Raw genomic sequence first — 20,220 nt, forward strand, 5'->3', positions numbered from 1 at the left:
CGGCCGGCGGGATGCTGATCCGTCAGCGGGAGGGGCGGTAACGCAGACTCAACAGATAGTTGCGACCGGGTTGATTGTAGAAGGCGGCGGTTTCATAACGGCGATCGAAGACGTTGTTGGCCGACAGTTGCAGGCTCCAGGCCGCGTCAATGGCATAGCCCAGGCGCAGATCGGTCAGCGCGTAGCCGCCCAGGCGGCGGGTATTGGCCAGTTCGTCGTAGCGCTCGCCGGCGGCATAGACGCTGGCGCCGAGCGACCAGGACGATGCGCCATCGATGTCGAAACGGCGATCGGCATCGACCCGCGCGCTGTGCCGAGCGCGCCGCGGCAGATAGTTGTCGCGATAGGCGTTGGGGCTGTCGTTGCGCGGGTCCAACCAGGTCGCGCTGGCGCGCAGATCCCACTGCGCCAGTCGGGTATCGAGCACCGCCTCCAGGCCGCGGATGCGCGCGCGGTCGACATTGCCCGGCGCGCCGATCGAGGCGTCGTAGGCGATCAGGTCGTCGACCCGGGTCTGGAACGCGTTGAGCGACCACACGTGCTGGCGCTGCGCACCGTGGGTGCCGCGCAGGCCGACTTCGACGCTGCGCGAAGTTTCCGGTTGCACCCGCGGGTTGCCGTAGCCGGGGTAATACAGCTCGTTGAAGGTCGGCGCCTTGAATGCGGTGCCGTAGCTCGCGGTCAGCCGTAGCGATTCGCTCAGATCCCAGCCCCACAGCGCGCTGCCGGTGGTTTGCCCGCCGAACTGGCTGTCGTCGTCGCGGCGCAGGCTGGCCTGCAGCGCATGCGCGCCGAAGCTCTGCTGCCACTGCGCGAAGGCGCCGCGCAGGATGCGGCGGTCGCGCGCATAGGCGGTGTTGCTCTCGACTTCGTCGCGTTGCCAATCGAAGCCGACGCTCAACAGACCCGCGCCGATGCCGAAATCGCCCTGCACCGAGCCCAGTTGGCGACGGGTATCGAAGGTACTGGAGTACTTGCCGTTCTTGTAGGTGTCGCTCAAATCGGCGCTGTGGCCGGCATTGGCGGTCAGAGTCACCCGCTCGCTGGGTTTGTAACGCAGCTTGGCGCCGGCCACCTGCTGGACGTTATCGGCCTCGTTGTTCTGGCTGCCGTCGTAGTGGTTGTTGCCTTCGGCGCGGAACAGCCGCGCTTCGCCGTCCCACTGATCGTTGAAGCGATAACCGCCCTGCATGGTCAGCGAGCTGTTGCGATAACCGTCGCGATCGGGCGAATTGGTGAAGCAGCCCGCGCCACCCGGCGAAGGCTTGCCGCGGCAGGCGTTGATGCCGTCGGTCTGTTCGTGCGCGGCGTTGATCGAGTACCAGCCGCGCTCGCCCTTGCCGGCCACGCCGGCGCTCGCGCGACGGGTCGCGTTGCTGCCGATTGACACGCCGAAACTCGGCGCGAACGGGCCTTGCGGGCGGCGGGTGAAGATCTGGATGACGCCGCCGATCGCCTCGGACCCGTACAGGCTGGAGAACGGCCCGCGCACGATTTCGATGCGCTCGATCTGCTCGACCGGAATGTCCTGCAGCGAGGCGCCGCCGCTGGTCGCCGAACCGATCTTGATACCGTCGATCAGCACCAGCACGTGATCGGATTCGGTGCCGCGCAGGAACAGCGAAGTCGATTTGCCGGCGCCGCCGTTGTTGGCCAGGGAAGCGCCCGGGGTGCCACGCAACAGCTCCGGCAGCGAGGACGGCTGGCGCCGGTCGATCTCATCGCGATCGATCACGGTCACCGCCGCCAGGGTCGCGTCCTGGGTCTGCGCGGTGCGGGTGGCGGTCACTATCACCTGATCCAGGTCGACCGCGGCGGGCGCGGCGAATGCGGGCAGCGCGCAGAGGCTCAAGGCAAGGCCGAGGCCGGCGGTCGCAGAATGGCGAAAGCCATGCGCACGCAACGTGGACGCCGACGACGGCACACATCGCAGGCACGAAAAGGAACGGGTACGCAAAGTCACTGGCAGGTCTCCACGGCCGCGCCTCACCCGCGCGGTCCAGACAGGGTCGTGACATGCGGGGGATGCAACGCGGGCACGCGCGGAGGCACGACGCCCGAGACCGGCCCTCCGCCTGTCGGTTCGCGCTCCGGGCCGGTCTCCGGGCTTGCGAGCGAAGCGCGGCCGGCGCGGTCGTTGTTGGACCGAGCGATGCCGCCTCTTCCGTAACGCGCCTTCCCGTGTCGAAACACAGTGGCCGATTGCGCTACGTCTACTCGCCTACCGTTGCGGGGGCAGCTCCGGCTTGAACGCGCTGACGAACGACAGCGACGCGACCGGATTCCCGTTTCAATCGCCGAACCGTGTCGGCGATCACCTTGAGCGCGGGCATCTTAGCAGCGGCGTCCCACACAAACGCCACGGTATGGGCGTCGCCGTGTTCATTTAGGAAGTTATGGGCACATTTCGGACGCGTCTGATTCATCCACTTCCGGCCGTTGCGCAGGATAGGCACATTCTTCGTAAACCGAGCCACGCCATGAGCGCAGCCCATGTCCGCCTAAGCCCCGCGCCGATCGTCCGCAGTCTGGTGATCGGTGCGCAGTCGAACATCGGCCGTGCGGTCTCGGCACGTTTGTCGCGCCGTCGCGGTGAGCTGATGCTCGCCTGCGGCGATCTGCCGGGCTTGGAAGCCACCGCGCAAAGCCTGCGGCCGCTGGCCAAGTCGGATATCGAGACCCATCAGGCCCTGCTCGAAGACACCGACAGCCTGCGCCGCCTGTTCGACCACGCCGGCCAGATCGACCACTTGGTCATCACCGCCAGCGCGCCTTCGCCGGGCCTGCGCCTGGCCGAGCTGGACCTGGACGAGGTGCGGCTGGCGTTCGAACGCAAGCTGTGGGGTTCGATCCAGGCGGTGCAGCTGGCCCTGCCCTACCTGAGCCGCAACGGCAGCGTGACCCTGACCACCGGCATCGTCGCGCGCAAGGCCACCCCGGGCGCGCTCGGCCGCACCCTGATCAACGCCGCGCTGGAAGCCAGCGTCAAGGTGCTGGCGCGCGAACTGGCGCCGCTGCGGGTCAACGCGGTCAGCCCCGGCCTGACCGACAGCGACAGCTACAACGGCCTGGAGCCGACGGCGCGCATGGCGATGCTGGCGCGGGTCGGCGACCGGCTGCCGGTCGGCCGGGTCGGCAGCGCCGACGAGATCGCCTCGGCCTATCTGTTCGCGATCGACAACGCCTTCGTCACCGGCACGGTGATCGACGTCGACGGCGGCGCGCTGATCAGCTGAGCGTCGCGGCCGCGCGCCGCGCTTCTTCTTCCGGACGCCGGGTTCGCGTTTGTTGCGGCCCGGCGTTTTTTATTGGGGCGGGGATTCGGGATTCGGGATTTGGGATTGGCGAAAGCGGAGGGCGCGGTGACCGGACTGCTGCTGCGTACCTACGTGCCGTCATTCCCGCGAACGCGGGAATCCAGTGACTTTGACGAGACAACGCAGACGACGTCGCGGCCCGAGCCTAAGTTCAAGTCACTGGATTCCCGCCTTCGCGGGAATGACGAACAAAGCAGATCGGCGGTCGGGAGTGAGGGAGTGAGGGAGTGAGGCGTGGAATGCCGAGAGCCGAGAGTCTTACAAGCGAGAAACGTGGTAATCGGCCAGATATCCACGCCCTCCCCTACCGTCATTCCCGCGAAGGCGGGAATCCAGTGACTTTGACGAGACAACGGAGACGATCTCGCGTCACGGACCCACGCTCAAGTCACTGGATTCCCGCGTTCGCGGGAATGACGAGCAAAAGCAGATCGGCGGTCGGGAGTGAGGAGTGGAATGTCGAGAGCCGAGAGTCTAAAAGCGAGAGCGCGATGATCGGCCAGATATCCATGTCCTCCCCTACCGTCATTCCCGCGTTCGCGGGAATGACGAGCAAAAGCGAGTCGGCGGACGTCGTGGCGCAACTGCAATGACGCCCTTTGCCACAAGTCGCGTTGATCGACCCGCTCGCGCCGCAACCGCTCTTGCTCTTCCGATTCCCCATTTCCCATTCCCCATTCCCGAATCCCGAATCCCGAATCCCGAATCCCGAATCCCGAATCCCGAATCCCGAATCCAAGACGCCTAGCACCTTTTAACTACTTGCGTTAGCCAGATTCTGGCCGCTTTATTGACCGACTTGTTATAACCGTGTTAAACCCAATGACATCGCTGTCATCCCCCTGCAAGGAGTCGTCATGCCCGTCCGCCGCACCCCAGCCGGTCCGCGCCACCCTCTGGCCCTCGGCCTGCTGCTCGCCCTGTCCGCGTCCGTCGCCCAGGCCCAGGACCCCGCTCCGCGCAGCGATCCCAAGACCCTCGACCAAGTCATCGTCACCGGTACCCGCGTCTCCGACCGCACCGTGGCCGAGTCCACCGCGCCGATCGACATCATCACCCCCGAAACCCTGGAAGCCACCGGCACGGTCGAACTGGCCAGCGCGCTCGCCCGCGCCCTGCCCTCGCTGAACTTCCCGCGCCCGGCGATCACCGACGGCACCGACGCGGTGCGTCCGGCGCAGTTGCGCGGCCTCGCGCCCGATCAGGTGCTGGTGCTGGTCAACGGCAAGCGCCGCCACACCACCGCGCTGATCAACCTCAACGGCAGCCAGGGTCGCGGTTCCTCGCCGGTCGATCTCAACGCGATCCCGATCGCTTCGATCGAACGCGTGGAAGTGCTGCGCGACGGCGCCTCGGCCCAGTACGGCTCCGACGCGATCGCCGGCGTGGTCAACATCGTGCTCAAGGGCAGCGATTCGGGCGGCAGCATCGCCGCGCGCTACGGCCAGTACAGCGCCGGCGACGGCGAGCAGTACCAGTTGTCCGGCGACGCCGGTTTCAAGCTCGGCGAAAACGGCAAGCTGCACCTCGCCGCGCAGGGCGGCCATCAGGACCAGACCAACCGCGCGCGTCCGTTCCAGGGCGTGGTCGAACAGCGCTACGGCGATCCTGAAATCGACCAGGGCGCGATCTCGTACAACGGCGAATACAGTCCGACCGATTACCTGACCTTCTATTCGTTCGGCAGCTACAGCAAGCGCGACGTGCTCTCCAACGGTTATTTCCGCTTCGCCGGCGATCCGCGCAACATCCCGTCGATCTATCCCAATGGTTTCCTGCCGCAGATCCACAACATCAGCAAGGACCGCGCCGCGGTGGTCGGCCTGCGCAGCGAAACCGCCGGCGGCACCCAGATCGACCTGAGCTACAACTACGGCCACAACGGCCTGACCTTCGATATCGAGAACACCCTCAACCGCAGCCTCGGCCCGACCTCGCCGACCAACTTCTACGCCGGCGCGCTCGAAGTCACCCAGCACGTGCTCAACCTCGACTTCACCAAGTCGATCGATTTCGGCTGGCAATACCCGGTGACCTTCGCCTGGGGCGCGGAGTGGCGCGGCGAGGAATTCTCCGAACGCGCCGGCGAGCCGCTGTCGTACGCCAACGGCGGGGTGCCGGCGTCCAACGGCCAGATCATTCCCGGCGCGCAGGTGTTCTCCGGTTTCCGCGCCAGCGATGCCGGCAACTTCGATCGCCACAGCTATTCAGCGTACATCGACGCCGAAGCCGATCTGACCGAGAAATTCTCCGCCGGCGTGGCCGCGCGCTTCGAAAGCTACAGCGACTTCGGCGACACCACCTCGGGCAAGTTGTCGGCGCGCTACGCCTTCACCGACAAGGTCGCGCTGCGCGCCACCGCTTCGACCGGTTTCCGCGCGCCGTCGCTGCAGCAGCAGTTCTTCCAGTCGATCGCGACCAATTTCATCAGCGGCGTGCCGTATGAAATCGGCACGTTCCGGGTCGACAACCCGGCCGCGGTCGCGCTGGGCTCGGAAGCGCTCAAGGCCGAGGAATCGACCAACTACAGCCTCGGTCTGGTGCTGCAGCCGGCCGACGGCCTGTACATCACCGTCGATGCGTACAAGATCGAAGTCGAGGACCGCATCCTGCTGTCGGAAAACCTGACCAGCACCGCGGTGCGCAATTATCTGCAGGCCAACGGCTATCCGGGCATCGGCGGCGGACGCTATTTCACCAATGCGGTGGATACCGATACGCAAGGTATCGATGTGGTGGCGACGCAGGCGTGGGATCTGGACTCGGGCAAATTCAACCTCACGCTTGGCTACAACTACTCCAAGACCGAGATCGACAAGATCGCGCCGAACCCGGCGCGGCTGGCGGCGATCGATCCCAATGCGGTGCGCATCGGCCGCACCGAGATCGGTCGCATCACCAAGGGCGCACCGAAGGACAAGTTCTTTCTCGCCGGCGATTGGAAGACCGGCAACTGGGGCTTCAACGCCACCGCGACCCGCTACGGCGAATTCACCGAACTGCACGCGAGCGACCCGCTGCAGGACCAGACCTTCGGCGCCAGCTGGACCCTCGACCTGGCCGCGAGCTATCGCTTGAACAACTGGGAATTCACCCTCGGCGGCGACAACGTCCTCAACGAGTACCCGGACGAATCCAAGCTGGTGCGCGGCACCCGCAACTACCTGCCGTACAACACCGCCTCGCCGTATGGCTTCAACGGCGCGTTCGGTTATTTCAAGATCGGCTACAAGTGGTGAGTCCGCGACCGCAGGTTCTCGCGTAAGCAAACGGCCCGGTGACCCCGGGCCGTTTCTTGTTCACCACGGCACATTCCGCAGCGGCGCGGATCGGCTATACACGAGGACTGTCGCGGCACCCGCCGCACACGTCCCGTCCCGATTCGCAGGCCAAGCCACGAGGTCACCATGCGTCCGACCGCTCCGCTGTTGCTGTCGCTCGTCCCGTTGTTGCTGTCCCTGAGCATTTCCAATGCAATCGCCGCGCCCGCCGGCAAGCAACAACAGACCGTGCTGATGCAGGGCAAGCCGGCCGGCGGACAGAGCGTCGACACCGCCGCCGACGGCAGCACCCGGGTCGAGTACCAGTTCAAGGATCGCGGCCGCGGCGATCACACCAAGACCCGCTGGAGCCTGGACGCGGCCGGCCTGCCGATCGAGTTCGATGCCGAAGGCCACAACTATTTGCAGGTGCCGGTGCATGAGCGTTTCAGCCTGCGCGATGGCAAGGCGAGCTGGAAGAACGACAGCGAGAGCGGTGAGAAAGCCCTGACCACGCCGGCGTTCTATCTGCCGCTCAACGCGCCACCGGAAATGCAGGGCGTGCTCGCGCGCGCCTTGCTCAAGGCGCCCGACCACACCTTGGCGCTGCTGCCGGCCGGCGAGGCGCGGCTGGAAGCTGCCGGCACCTTCGATGTAACCACCAAGAACGGCGCTTCGACGTTGTCGCTGTATCGCATCAGCGGCTTGGATTACACGCCCGGTTCGGTGTGGCTGGATGCGCAGGGAAATACCGCTGCCTTGATCATGGCCTCCGGTTGGGTCTCGGTGATCGCGCCGGAATACCTGGATTCATTGCCCAAGCTGATCGAATTCCAGGAACGCGCCGCGGCGCAGTGGTCGCTCAAGCTCGCGCGCGAACTCGCGCACGCGCCCAAGGGCCCGCTGCTGATCCGCAACGCGCGCCTGTACGACCCGCGCGACCTGACGGTGACGCCGAACACCAGCGTGCTGATCGAGAACGAACGCATCGTGCGGGTCGCCGCCGACAGCGCGATCAAGGCCCCGCCTGACGCCGAAGTGTTCGACGCCGGCAACCGTTTCCTGATGCCGGGTCTGTGGGACGTGCACAAGCACTACTCCGATGCGGACGGCGCGCTCGACATCGCCAATGGCATCACCAGCGCGCGCGATGTGGCCAACAACACCGACGCATTTCTGGAGAAGGTCAAGCGCTTCGACGCCGGCACCGAGATCGGCCCGCGCGTGCTGTACGCCGGATTCATCGACGGCCCCGGCCCCTACGCCGGCCCGACCAAGATGCTGGTCGCCACGCCGGCCGAAGCGATCAAGGCGGTCGACTGGTACGCCGACCACGGCTACATGCAGATCAAGAGTTATTCCTCGCTGAAACCCGAGCTGGTGTCGGTGATCGCCGATCGCGCCCACGCGCGCGGCTTGCGTTACAGCGGCCACGTGCCGGCGTATATGTCGGCGCGGCAATTCATCGAAGGCGGCGCCGACGAATTGCAGCACCTGCTGTTCGTCGAACTCAACTTCATGTACCCGCGCGTGCAGGAGACCCACACCATGAAGCGGCTGACCGAAGTCGCCGCGCACGCCGCCGAGTTCCCGCCGGAAAAACCCGAGGTGCGCGAATTCATCGAGTTCCTCAAGCGCCACCACACCGTGCTCGATCCGACCATGGGCATTGGAGAGGATCTGTTCGCCGGCAACCCGGCCGACAAGGTCCCGCCCGGTTTGAAGACGGTGGCCTCGCGCCTGCCGCCGCAGGCGCAGCGCAACCTCAGCTGGGGCGCGCTCAAAGCGCCGAAGGGCGAGGAGCACGCCTACGCGCAATCGTTCCCGGCGATGATGCGGCTGCTCAAGGCGCTGTACGACGCCGGCGTGACCATCCTCCCCGGCACCGATGCGCTGGCCGGTTACATGCTGCATTCGGAACTGGCGATCTATTCGCGCGCCGGCATTCCCAACGCCGAGGTGTTGCGCATGGCGACCCTGACCCCGTCGCAGGTGCTCGGGGTGGACAAGGACCGCGGCGTGATCGCCCCGGGCAAGCTCGCCGACCTGGTATTGATCGACGGCGACCCGATCCGCGACATGGAGGACATCCGCAAGGTCGATGCGGTGTTCAAGGGTGGCAAGCGCTTCGATCCGGCGCAGATCGAAAAGGCGTTGGGGATTCAGCCGCGCAAGGCCGTGGCTGGCGGGAAGTAACGCCGGCTTGCGGATTTCGCGGTCGCGGCTCGCGCCGCTCCTACAGGGAGCCCATGCCGGGACGGCGCGAACCGCTATTGCGTTGATACCCCACGCAAAAAAACGGCCCGCAAGCGCGGGCCGTTTTCGTATCAGCCAATCACGATCGGATCACGCCTTGCGAAACACCAGATGCCCTGCCTCGGCCTCGACCTGGATCGTATCGCCGCTGACGAATTCGCCGGACAATATCTTCTGCGCCAGCGGATTCTCCAGTTGCTGCTGCACCGCGCGCTTGAGCGGACGCGCGCCGTACACCGGGTCGAAACCGACGTTGCCGATCAGGTTCAAACCCGCCTCCGACAGCGCCAGCTTCAGGCCGCGCTCGGCCAGACGCTTTTCCAGGCCGTGCAACTGGATCTTGGCGATCTCGCGGATCTGGCTCTTGTCGAGCGGATGGAACACCACGATGTCGTCGAGGCGGTTGATGAACTCCGGACGGAAGTGGGCCTGCACCACGCCCATCACCGCGGCCTTCATCTGGGTGTAGCTCTCCGGCGTATCGTCGGAATTCAACTCCTGGATCATCTGCGAACCGAGGTTCGAGGTCATCACGATCACGGTGTTGCGGAAATCCACCGTGCGGCCCTGGCCGTCGGTCAAACGCCCGTCGTCGAGCACCTGCAGCAGGATATTGAACACATCCGGATGCGCCTTCTCGACTTCATCGAGCAGGATCACGCTGTACGGACGGCGACGCACGGCCTCGGTCAGGTAACCGCCTTCCTCGTAACCGACATAGCCCGGAGGCGCGCCAACCAGACGGCTGACCGCGTGCTTCTCCATGAACTCGCTCATGTCGATGCGGATCATCGCGTCGGCCGAGTCGAACAGGAATTCGGCCAGCGCCTTGCACAGCTCGGTCTTGCCCACGCCGGTCGGGCCGAGGAACAGGAACGAACCGCTCGGACGATTGGGATCGGACAGGCCCGCGCGCGAGCGACGCACCGCATCGGACACCACCCGCACCGCCTCGTCCTGGCCGACCACGCGCGCGTGCAGCGCCTGCTCCATCTTCAGCAGCTTGTCGCGCTCGCCTTCGAGCATCTTCGACACCGGGATGCCGGTCCAGCGCGCGACGACCTCGGCGATTTCCTCGGCGGTGACCTTGTCCTGCAGCAGCTTGAAGCCCTTGGTTTCGACTTCCTGCGCGGCCTTGAGCTGCTTTTCCAGTTCGGGCAGACGGCCGTACTGGATTTCGCTCATGCGACCGAAATCCTGGGTGCGCTGCGCCGCTTCCAGATCGAGCTTGGCCTGCTCGATCTGCTCCTTGATCTTGGTCGCGCCCTGCAAGGTGGCCTTCTCGGCCTTCCAGATTTCCTCCAGGTCGTTGAACTCGCGCTCCAGCGTGGCGATCTCGGCTTCCAGATCGGCCAGGCGCTGCTTGGATTCGGCGTCCTTCTCCTTCTTCAACGCCTCGCGCTGGATCTTGAGCTGAATCAGCCGGCGTTCCTTGCGATCGAGTTCTTCGGGCTTGGAGTCGATCTCCATGCGGATGCGCGAAGCCGCTTCGTCCATCAGGTCGATGGCCTTGTCGGGCAGCTGGCGGTCGGCGATGTAGCGATGCGACAAGGTCGCCGCGGCGACGATCGCCGGATCGGTGATCTCCACGCCGTGATGCACCGCGTAGCGCTCCTTGAGGCCGCGCAGGATCGCGATGGTGTCTTCCACCGTCGGCTCACCGACGAACACTTTCTGGAAGCGTCGCTCGAGCGCGGCGTCCTTTTCGACGTACTTGCGGTATTCGTCCAACGTGGTCGCGCCGATGCAATGCAGTTCGCCGCGCGCGAGCGCCGGCTTGAGCATGTTGCCGGCGTCCATCGCGCCCTCGGCCTTGCCGGCGCCGACCATGGTGTGCAGTTCGTCGATGAACAAGATCACCTGGCCTTCGTTCTTGGACAGGTCGCTGAGCACGGCTTTCAGGCGTTCCTCGAACTCGCCGCGGAACTTGGCCCCGGCGATCAGCGCGCCCATGTCGAGCGAGAGCACGCGTTTGCCGCGCAGGCCTTCGGGCACTTCGTTGTTGATGATGCGCTGGGCCAGGCCTTCGACGATAGCGGTCTTGCCCACGCCGGGTTCGCCGATCAGCACCGGGTTGTTCTTGGTCCGGCGTTGCAGCACCTGGATGGTGCGGCGGATTTCTTCATCGCGGCCGACCACCGGATCGAGCTTGCCCGACTCGGCGCGCGCGGTCAGGTCGATGCAGTATTTTTCCAGCGCCTGCCGCTGTTCCTCGGCGTTTTCCGATTGCACGCTCTCGCCTCCGCGCAGTTTGTCGATGGCCGGTTCGAGTTTGGCCTTGTTCGCGCCAGCGGCCTTGAGCGCGCGGCCGGCGTCGCCGCCGTCGTCGAGCGCGGCGAGCAGGAACAGTTCGCTGGCGATGAAGGCATCGCCGCGTTGCTGGGCGAGCTTGTCGGTGACGTTGAGCAGCCGCGCCAAGTCGTTGCCAACCGAGATGTTGCCGGCCTGGCCCGAGACCTTGGGCAGCTTTTCCAGCGCTTCGCCCAGGCGCTCGCGCAGCAGCGGCACGTTGACCCCGGCCTGGCTGAGTAGCGGCTTGGTGCTGCCGCCAGCCTGGTCGAGCAAGGCGGTCAGCAGGTGGGCCGGTTCGATGACGCTGTGGTCGCGCCCGACCGCCAGCGATTGCGCGTCCGACAGGGCCTGTTGGAAGCGCGAGGTGAGCTTGTCCATCCGCATGGAGGGTTCTCCGAAAGGGTGTGGCGGCCGGCGGTCGCGAGTGTCGCGCGACGGCCGCGAATGACCTGTTAATGCGGGCTGTGGCGGGTGTTTCAAGACTTGGCGAGACTGCGGACGGGACTGGCTTCAGCCGTCTTGGCCCTGGCGGCGGTGGTGCCGCCCGCGGCGATGAGCGTCGTCCGCGCCCACGAGGGATCGCCCGAGGCCGTGCGCGAGGCAACGTTGAAATTCGTCGTTAACGCGCGCGCGTCAGACCGAATGAGCGTGACAGTTTTCCACGTTATTTACTCGGTCCAGGCATATCCAATAAGGACAGGATTATTTTGTTACCGGGCGATTAACAACCCGCTTCGAACCCCGTGTTTTGCTGGATTCGCACAGGCCGGAAGCTTGTGCAAAACGGCTCTTTTCAGGCACAAAAACGGGGGTTTCAATGTTCAATTCACTCATCCGCGATGCCGCGGAGCGATTCAACCTGGGCGACAAGGCCGAGCGCTTTATCGGCCTGTTGCTGGGTTTGATTTTCGACCCGGCCCAGGGCGGGTTCTCCGGCCTGCGTTCGCGCTTCACCCAGGTCGGCCTGGGTGATCTGTTTCGTTCCTGGGTCGGCGCGCATGTGGTCGACAACGTTCTGCAACCCGACCAATTCAGCGCCGCGGTCGGCGACGAGGCCCTGGCCTCGATGGCCGCCAAGCTCGGCGTGCCCAAGGTCTCGATCAGTCTGGCCGGCGCCACCCTGCTGCCGAAGCTGATCGGCCTGCTGACCCGCGACGGCGAGCCGTCGGTGGCGCCCGCCGAAGCCTTGGCGCTGATCAACGGCACGCCAGCCCCGCGCGCGCATCACGTCGCGCCGACCAGCGCGCGCAAGGCCGACAGCCACCCGGGCTGGCTGCTGTGGCTGATCCCGCTGCTGCTGTTGCTCGGCGGATTTCTGCTGATGCGCAGTTGCGGCAAGGACGAGGCTGTCGCGCCGGCGTCGCCCCCGGCGGTGACCGCGCCCAGCGAGCCGGCGGCACCGACCGCACCGGTCGCGCAGGCCAACGCGCGCTTCGATCTGAGCAATGTCGACGGCAAGGTCACGGTCAACGGCCAGGTCGCCAGCGACGCCGACAAGCTCAAGCTGTGGGACGCGCTCAAGGCCGCGTTCGGCGAGGCCAATCTCAGCGGCGACATCCGCGTCGATCCCGCCACACTGCCGGCCAGCTGGATGGACAAGCTGATCGGCTTGCTGCCGCAGCTCAAGGCGAAGGGTCTGAAGTTCGGTTTCGACGGCGACAAGCTCAGCATCGACACCTCCGGCCTGCCCGAGGATCAGCGCATCGCGGTCAGCGAGCAGTTGCGCAACGCATTCGGCGGTTTCCAGATCAGCGGCCTGTGGGATCGTGCCGCGGCCGCGCTGAGCGGATTGAAGGCCGGTTTCAGCGGCGACGATCTGGTCGGAGCGCTCAACCTGATGAACGTCTACTTCGACAGCGGCTCGGCCACCATCACCCGCGACAGCCTGGAAACGCTCGACCACGCGGCCAAGGCGATCAAGGCCGCGCCGGCCGGCATCCGCATCGAGGTCGGCGGACACACCGACAACACCGGCGACGCCGCGGCCAACCTGACCTTGAGCCAGCAACGCGCCGACGCGGTGATCGCCAAGCTCGCCGAACTCGGCGTCGCCCGCGAGGGTCTGATCGGCAAGGGCTACGGCCAGGATCAGCCGATCGCCGACAACGCCAGCGAGGAGGGCAAGGCCAAGAACCGGCGCATGCATTTCACTGTGTTGAAGTGAGTTGAAGATAGATCTCGACTTGATGAGTCCAGGCAGCTGCAAGCCGATTGGTCGCCAGACACTCGGCGGAAACGGACAAGCCGGCGCGAGCCGGCTTGTCCGTTGTTGCGACGCTATGGCCGAGTGCTCGGAGGAGACAGCGGCAGATTCATTCTGGGCAAACGACCTGGGCCGCCGCTCACGATCGGGCAGTCGCGGCGCAACCAGTTCCTGGGACGCGGGTAGTACAGCTTGAGCAACTGCACCGGCACTCCCCAACCAGGGCGATGCTCGAACTCAACGATGACCAGCACGCCGTCCGCATCGCCCGCCTCCGCCGAGACGTAGGGCGATAAATTGACGGTCGTGCGATAACTTTCGCCGCTCTTGAGCGTTTTATCGGTCACGTAATGCAGGGAGAGCGGCAGCAGGACCGGCAAGGTACGCAGCCCGGTTCGGCGCGTGTAGGCGTATGAATCGATATCGACGAAATAACCGGGCGCGTTGGGAAACTCGATCGGGCGTGGCCCGCGATTGCGTACATCCAGAGTCAATGTGTATGGATCATCGCAAGAATACAAATAGCTCACGCTAAGGTCGGACGGCGCTCCCGGAAACGAGGCGTGGCTGCTCGCGGACCACAACGCGAGCACGCATGCAGCGATCAGCAGTTTCATGGAGTCATCCCCGGTGACGGTCGCGAGGATGGTATCGGTTCCTGGACCCGGTTCGCGCTCGCAACAGTACGCATGCGCAGTGACTGAGCGAAAAGCCAATCACCTCTGCCTCTTTCGCAAACAGCGAACGATTGGGCGGCGTTGAGGGATTGTTGGAAACCGGACGCTGGTTCAGCAGGCGACGCAGTGCTGATCAGACCCGCGAAGTCGGCTGCAGAATCTCGACCCAATACCCGTCCGGGTCCTTGATGAAGGCGATGTCCTTCATGCGCCCGTCGGTGAGCTTCTTCTGGAAGGCGACGCCGAGGTGTTCGAAGCGCGCGCAGGCGGCTTCGACGTCGGGCACCGATACGCAGATGTGGCCGAAGCCGCGCGGTTCGCTGTTGCCGTGGTGGTAAGCGAAATCGGCGTCGTCTTCGGTGCCGTGGTTATGGGTCAGTTCGAGCACGCCGCGCTGGCTCAGCAGCCACTCGCCGCGCGCGGGTTCTTCGGCGGGAATCCGCGCGGGGTCGTTCACCAGCACCAGGAAGTACAGGCTGAATTTCGCCTCGGCGAAATCGCGCTTGCGCACCAGGGTGAAGCCGAGCACGCGGGTGTAGAAATCCAGCGAGGCCTTCGGGTCCTTGATCCGCAGCATGGTGTGGTTGAACACGAAGTCGCGGGTCGCGGCTTCGGGTTGCGCGGTCACGCCGGGCACGGCGTCGAGTTCGGATTGCAGGGACATGAAGTGGGCCGGTTCGAAAGGGGAATGAAATATTTAAGGCCGAAAGGCGGCCGTCTCAAGCCTGCGCCGACGGCGCGACCGGATCGCGCTGCAACGACAGCAGGATCAGCAACACCGCCAGGCCGACGTAGGCGCCGATGAACTGCCAGGCGATAACCCGCTGCAGCCCTTCCAGCGCCCACGGCAGGTACACGCCGCCGCGCGGATCGACCGAGTGGATGATGCCGAACAGGCTCAGGCCCGCGCCCGCGAGCAGGAACGCCGCGCCGCGGCGCAGGCGGCCGTCGACCATCGCCGCGACCGCCGAGGTCCAGATCATCGAGGTCATGATGAAGCCGTTGCCGAGGGTCACGATCACCGCCAGTTCCGGCAGGCCGTGGCCGTCGAGCGCGCTCATCAGCTGGGCGTGATGCTCCGGCGCGATCCAGCCGGGATTGCCGGTCTTTATCGCGAGCATGTAGGCCACCGACGGCAGGAAACCGAACACCATCGCGGTGGCGTGCTTGCTCGGCGTGGCCTGGAACGCCTGGGTGGTGATGTCGAGCGCGACGTAGACGATGATCGGCGCGAGCACCGCCAGCGGCAGCCACTGCACCAGCCCCGAGACGATGCCGAGCATGCCGCCCAGGCCGATGAACAAGCCGGTCAACAAGGTGTAGCCGCTGCGCGCGCCCATGTGCTTGTACGCGGGCTGGCCGATGTAGGGCGTGGTCTGAGCGACGCCGCCGACGAAACCGGCGACCAAGGTCGAGAACGCCTCGGCCAGCAAAATATCGCGCGTTCGATAATCGTCGCCGGCCGCGCGCGCGCTTTCGCTGACGTTGATGCCGCCAACCACCATCAGCAGCCCGAACGGCAGCAGCAGCGGCAAGTACGGCACGGTGTACGGCAAGCCATCGAGAAAACCCAGGGTCGGCAGCGGCAGCACGAAGTGCAACGGTTGCGCGGTCGGGAAGCTGAAGCCCGGCGCGCCCAGGCCGATCGCGCCGAAACCGTAGAACAAGGCGGTGCCGAACACGAACGCGACGAACACGCCCGGCAACTTGATCGGCAACCGTCCTTTCGCGATCAGCACGTACAACAACAGCCCGAGGGTCATGAACCCGACCATCGGCGAGCGCAGGGTTTCGATCAGCGGCAGAAAGCCCATCAGCACCAGCGCCACGCCGGCGATCGAACCGAGCAGGCCGGCGCGCGGAATCAGCCGGGTCACGGTGTCGCCGGCGAACGACAGCACGAACTTGAGCAGGCCCATCACGATCAGCGAGGCCATGCCGAGTTGCCAGGTCGCGGTCGCCGCGGCCTGTTCGTCCATGCCGGCCTGCTTGAAGCCGACGAAGGCCGGGCCGAGCACCAGCAGGGCCATGCCGATGCTGGTCGGCGCATCCAGCCCCAGCGGCATCGCGGTGACGTCGTCGCGGCCGGTCTTCGCGGCCAGCCGCCGCGCCATCACGGTGTAGATCAGATTGCCGACCAGCACGCCGAACGCGGTGCCGGGAAACATCCGCGTATAGATCACCTCGGCCGGGAAACCGAAGATGCCGATCAGCGCGGCCGAGATGAAGCCGAGGATCGACAGGTTGTCGACGACCAGGCCGAAGAAGCCATTGAGGTCGCCGGCGACGAACCACGAGCGCCGCATAGTCTTGGTATCGACGTTCACCAGCCGCGTCCCCCGTTACGAATTATGTAATCGACGTTCACCGTCCGCGTCCCCCGTTACGAATCATGGCATCGACGTTCACCCGCCGCGTCCCCCGTCCACCACCGCGCCAACAGCCGACGCCTTTCGAAGAAACGAGCAAACCGGCGGCGGCGCAGCCGCGACGCCGGGGGTTAAGTGGTGAAGCGAACGAGTCGATGACACTCATGGACGGTACTCGGATGCGCGATGCAGGGATGGGCGCGTCCTTGCCGGTGTACCCGCGGTCCGTTTGCGGGAGAGTGATGCGGATCGCGGTGCGGGAGACGATACGCGTTGCGGCTGGATGGTCGGTTGCAGCGAGGTTCGCGGTAATTGTGGTGTCGCGGTCGCGGCTTGCGCCGCTCCTACAGGGGGAAACGAATCTTCGATCAGGCCCTGTAGGAGNCGCGACCGCGACATCACGACTCACGACGCAACCCTCACCCGCGCCGCGCACAAACCCGTCCTGCCCAAGCGATTCCCCTGAAAATCCGGGGATTTCGCCGTTCCGACCACGCCTCGCAGCATAGAACGCCACGCGACCGCCGCGCATCCTGCTCACGGAAACACAGCGGCGCAAATTCGCGCAGATCGGCACCGGCCCGGATCACACCACCCAGAACCTCAGTCGCCGATTGCCAGCCAGCCGCGGTAATGCACCAGCAAGCCGATCCCGGGCAGCGCCGCGCGCACGTCGAAGCGGTAGCGCCCATCGCGTTCGAATTCGTGCGCATGCATGCCGTCGAACCAAGACAACGGCAACGCCACGCCCAGCGCGCGCACGCTGCGCAGCCGCCAGATCAGCCCGGCGTCGACGAGTTCCAGCGCGAACGCGAACGCCATCGGGCCGAGCCGTTCGTGGATCAGGCCGTCGCGCTCGCGCAGGCGCGAACGCATCGCGCCATGGCCGAAGCGGCGTATCCAGGTTTCGCCGTGGCGGTCGGCGTCGATCTCGACTTCGATCGCGCCCGTATGCGCGGGCGGCAGGCCGGCGATCCATCCGCACAGCCGCGACAACCAACCCGCGCCGCGCGAGGCTTCGGCCTCGCCGGCATAGCGCCGCACGCCGGCGCGGGCATGCAGCGCGCGCAGACTCGGCGGCAAGCGCTCGAAATCGGCGCCGAGGATGCGTTGGTACAAGCTGCGCGCATCGAGGTCGGAGGTCTGCTCCGATACCGAACGCGCGCCCGCGACGTCGCTCATCCGCGCGGTCGCTCAGCTACCGCTGTTGCCGATGTAATCGTCGTCGAATCCGCGCAAGTCCTTGGGCACCACGTACTCGCGACCGTCGTAACGCAGGCGCACACTGGATTTTTCGGTGCCGCCGTCGACTTCATCGCAATCCTCGCCCTTGGCGACACTGCGGCTGGTGCTCGCCACGGTGTTGAGCAACAGCCCGGCGTAGCCGTTATCACGCTTGGCGTCGACCGAGATCGTGCGCCGGGTGTCGGTGAACTCGCCGGCGCAGCGGGTATCCCACTCGCCCTGGTTGCGCATCATCACCAGATTGCGCAACACCGGCCGCAGACCCGAGCCGTCGATGACGTACAAACGCAGGGTCTCGTCACCGTAAGGATTGGCGCGCGAGCTGCCGCTGCGATGGATGCGCAGGCCGAACGCGGTGGTCTTGTCGTCGAGACGATAGCGCGCGGTGTCGAACGCGAACGAGGAGACCCGGATCGCATCGGAGGACAACAGGCCGTCCTGACGATGACGCTGCACGATGCGATCGCGCGCGCTGTCGGCGACCACCAGATCGAGGTCGGCCTCGTCAACAGCCTGATCGGCGTCGATAGCGTGCTGCAACTTCACCGCGAGCAAGGTCTTGTCCGGCGAGGCCGGCCAGACCTTGCACACCACCTCATCGGGATTGATCCAGCGCGTGGGCGTGCCGCTTAGGCGCAGCAGTTCGCTACCGTCGCCGGTTTCGCTGGTGGCGTTGGGATACGCGGCTTGCAGCAACGCCGGAATGCGCGTCTGACAATCCTCAGCCGCGATCGCGGCCGTAGAGAACAGCGAGGTGCAGATCAACAACGCGGACAGCGCCGTCCGATGGGCTGGGTTTCGCATCAGGTCATCCATATGAGAGTCGCCATGCGGCCGGTACGACGGTCGCGGCGGTGGGAATAGAAGCGGTCGGGTTCGCCGATCGTGCACAAACCGCCGCCATGCACATGATCGGCGGCCAGGCCGGCCTGCGCCAGCCGCCTGCGCGCGAGCGCATACAGATCGACCCGCCAATGCCCCGGGCGGGTCGCGACGAAGGCCGCGTCGGCCTCGGCATCGCGAGCGACGAAGGCATCGCGCACGTCCGCGCCGATTTCGTAACGTTGCGGCCCGGCGGCGGGGCCGAGCCAGGCATGCACGCGCGCCGGCGCGGTGCGCATCGCCGCGACCGTGGCTTCGAGCACGCCGTCGGCGAGCCCGCGCCAGCCCGCATGCGCGGCGCCGACTTCGCTGCCGTCGTCCGCGGCGAACAGCACCGGCAGGCAGTCGGCGGTGAGGATCGCGAGCACGCTGCCGCGGGTCGAGGTCACCGCAGCGTCGGCTTCGGGTTCCTCGGCGACGGTCGTTGCGCTCGCGCGCGGCGCATCGAAGCGCAACACGCCCGCGCCATGCACCTGATGCAGCCAATGCGGCGGCGACGGCAACCGCGCGAGCTCGATCAATAGCTCGCGATTGCGCGCGACCGCGAGCGGATCGTCGCGATCGCTGCCATAACGCGTGCCGAGGTTGAACCGGTCGAACGGCGGCTGCGAAACGCCGGCGCCGCCGCGCACGGTGGTGAAGCCACGCACCGTGGTGAGCGGCCAAGCCGCGGCGATCCACGGCGCGTCGGCGTCGCTGGGATTCACCGACCGGCCTCGACCGCCGCGCGGGTGTCGGCGCGCAGTTCGGCGACCAGTCGCTGCAGGTCGGCCGGGACCGGCGCGGTGCAGCGGATCGGCTCGCCGCTGGCGGGATGCTTGAATTCCAGGGTTTCGGCGTGCAGGGCCTGGCGCTTGAAGCCGCGCAAGGTCTCGACCAGGCCCTCGGTCGCGCCCTTGGGCAGCTTGAGCGGGCCGCCGTACAGCGGGTCGCCGACGATCGGATGCTTGAGGTGCTGCATGTGCACGCGGATCTGGTGGGTGCGGCCGGTTTCCAGGCGGCACTCCAACAAGGTGTGGGCGCGAAAGCGCTCGCGCAGCCGGTAATGGGTGACCGCGTCCTTGCCGTCCTCGCGCACGCCCATGCGCAGGCGGTCGCGCGGGTGGCGGTCGATCGCGGCGTTGGCGGTGCCGCCGGAGACCAGCGCGCCGACCACCACCGCCAGGTACTGGCGATGCACGTCGCGCGCCGACAGCTGTTCGACCAGCGAGGTATGCGCCGGCAGGGTCCGCGCCACCACCATCGCGCCGGAGGTGTCCTTGTCGAGGCGATGGACGATGCCGGCGCGTGGCAGCGCCGACAGGCCGGGGTCGTGGTGCAGCAGCGCGTTGACCAGGGTGCCGGCTGGATTGCCGGCGCCGGGGTGCACGACCAGGCCGGCCGGCTTGTCCAGCACGATCACCTCGCTGTCCTCGTACAGGATGTCCAGGGCGATGTCTTCGGCGACCGCGTGGGTCTGGGTGTCGAGCACGATGTTGAGTTCGACCGCCTCGCCGCCCTGGACCGGATCGCGCGGGCGCACCTCCTGGCCGTTCAGGCGGGCGTCGCCGGATTTGATCCAGGCCGCCAGCCGCGAGCGCGAATAGTCGGGGAACAGCTCGGCGAGCACCGCATCGAAACGGCGCCCGGCGGCGCTGTCGGGAACGGTGGCGGTCAGGGTCTGGCGGGGTGCGGTCATCGGGTCGGGTCGATTCGGTCTTCGGCGTGAGCCGGGCCTGG

General features: G+C 66.3%; 13 protein-coding genes and 1 riboswitch. Of the genes, 4 read left to right on the top strand and 9 right to left on the bottom strand.

Annotation, left to right across the window (positions count from 1 at the left end; all coding sequences use genetic code 11):
* Positions 1–22 precede the first annotated feature (22 nt).
* On the bottom strand, positions 23–1,852 hold the full coding sequence (gene btuB, locus ASD86_RS00285) for a TonB-dependent vitamin B12 receptor (protein ID WP_235567621.1): 1,830 nt from the start codon (positions 1,850–1,852) through the stop codon (positions 23–25).
* 223 nt (positions 1,853–2,075) lie between these two features.
* Positions 2,076–2,337, bottom strand: a riboswitch (cobalamin riboswitch).
* 143 nt (positions 2,338–2,480) lie between these two features.
* Here btuB and ASD86_RS00290 point away from each other — a divergent pair.
* The 3 genes from ASD86_RS00290 to ASD86_RS00305 all read left to right on the top strand — a co-directional run bounded on the left by ASD86_RS00290 (position 2,481) and on the right by ASD86_RS00305 (position 8,773).
* On the top strand, positions 2,481–3,236 hold the full coding sequence (locus ASD86_RS00290; RefSeq protein ID WP_056105741.1) for an SDR family oxidoreductase: 756 nt from the start codon (positions 2,481–2,483) through the stop codon (positions 3,234–3,236).
* A gap of 938 nt (positions 3,237–4,174) precedes the next feature.
* Entirely contained in the window at positions 4,175–6,556 is a 2,382-nt protein-coding gene (locus tag ASD86_RS00300; protein WP_056105744.1) for a TonB-dependent receptor, read from the top strand.
* 168 nt (positions 6,557–6,724) lie between these two features.
* Positions 6,725–8,773, top strand: a complete 2,049-nt coding sequence (locus ASD86_RS00305; RefSeq protein WP_056105746.1) for an amidohydrolase family protein — start codon at positions 6,725–6,727, stop codon at positions 8,771–8,773.
* A gap of 150 nt (positions 8,774–8,923) precedes the next feature.
* Here ASD86_RS00305 and clpB read toward each other — a convergent pair whose 3' ends face one another.
* Complete coding sequence (gene clpB, locus ASD86_RS00310; RefSeq protein WP_056105748.1) at positions 8,924–11,509, bottom strand: ATP-dependent chaperone ClpB; 2,586 nt, start codon at positions 11,507–11,509, stop codon at positions 8,924–8,926.
* Between the two features lie 433 nt (positions 11,510–11,942).
* Between clpB and ASD86_RS00315 the strand changes: the two genes are divergently transcribed.
* Entirely contained in the window at positions 11,943–13,289 is a 1,347-nt protein-coding gene (locus ASD86_RS00315; protein ID WP_056105750.1) for an OmpA family protein, read from the top strand.
* Positions 13,290–13,402: 113 nt separating this feature from the next.
* On the opposite strand, the gene ASD86_RS00320 is transcribed toward ASD86_RS00315, so the two are convergent.
* The 7 genes from ASD86_RS00320 to rluD all read right to left on the bottom strand — a co-directional run bounded on the left by ASD86_RS00320 (position 13,403) and on the right by rluD (position 20,179).
* Positions 13,403–13,945 carry a hypothetical protein gene (locus tag ASD86_RS00320; RefSeq protein WP_056105752.1) on the bottom strand — a complete coding sequence of 181 codons (543 nt, stop codon included), beginning with the start codon at positions 13,943–13,945 and terminating at the stop codon, positions 13,403–13,405.
* A 193-nt stretch (positions 13,946–14,138) separates the two neighbouring features.
* A complete protein-coding gene (gene gloA / locus ASD86_RS00325) occupies positions 14,139–14,669 on the bottom strand; it encodes a lactoylglutathione lyase (protein ID WP_056105754.1) in 531 nt (176 codons plus the stop codon).
* A 55-nt stretch (positions 14,670–14,724) separates the two neighbouring features.
* Positions 14,725–16,311: a hypothetical protein gene (locus tag ASD86_RS00330; protein WP_056106982.1), complete on the bottom strand. Its 1,587-nt coding sequence runs from the start codon at positions 16,309–16,311 to the stop codon at positions 14,725–14,727.
* Positions 16,312–16,977: 666 nt separating this feature from the next.
* Positions 16,978–17,556, bottom strand: a complete 579-nt coding sequence (locus ASD86_RS00335) for a DUF4166 domain-containing protein (protein WP_056105756.1) — start codon at positions 17,554–17,556, stop codon at positions 16,978–16,980.
* A 12-nt stretch (positions 17,557–17,568) separates the two neighbouring features.
* Positions 17,569–18,423, bottom strand: a complete 855-nt coding sequence (locus ASD86_RS00340) for a hypothetical protein (protein ID WP_157475956.1) — start codon at positions 18,421–18,423, stop codon at positions 17,569–17,571.
* Entirely contained in the window at positions 18,423–19,208 is a 786-nt protein-coding gene (gene pgeF, locus ASD86_RS00345) for a peptidoglycan editing factor PgeF (RefSeq protein ID WP_082577938.1), read from the bottom strand. Before pgeF ends, ASD86_RS00340 begins: the two co-directional genes overlap by 1 nt.
* Positions 19,205–20,179 (bottom strand): 23S rRNA pseudouridine(1911/1915/1917) synthase RluD, encoded by a 975-nt coding sequence (rluD, locus tag ASD86_RS00350; protein WP_056105761.1) that lies wholly within the window; start codon positions 20,177–20,179, stop codon positions 19,205–19,207. The genes pgeF and rluD overlap by 4 nt, the downstream gene beginning before the upstream one ends.
* Positions 20,180–20,220: the final 41 nt, after the last annotated feature.

The sequence above is a fragment of the Lysobacter sp. Root690 genome, from assembly GCF_001427785.1.
Taxonomy (GTDB): domain Bacteria; phylum Pseudomonadota; class Gammaproteobacteria; order Xanthomonadales; family Xanthomonadaceae; genus Lysobacter.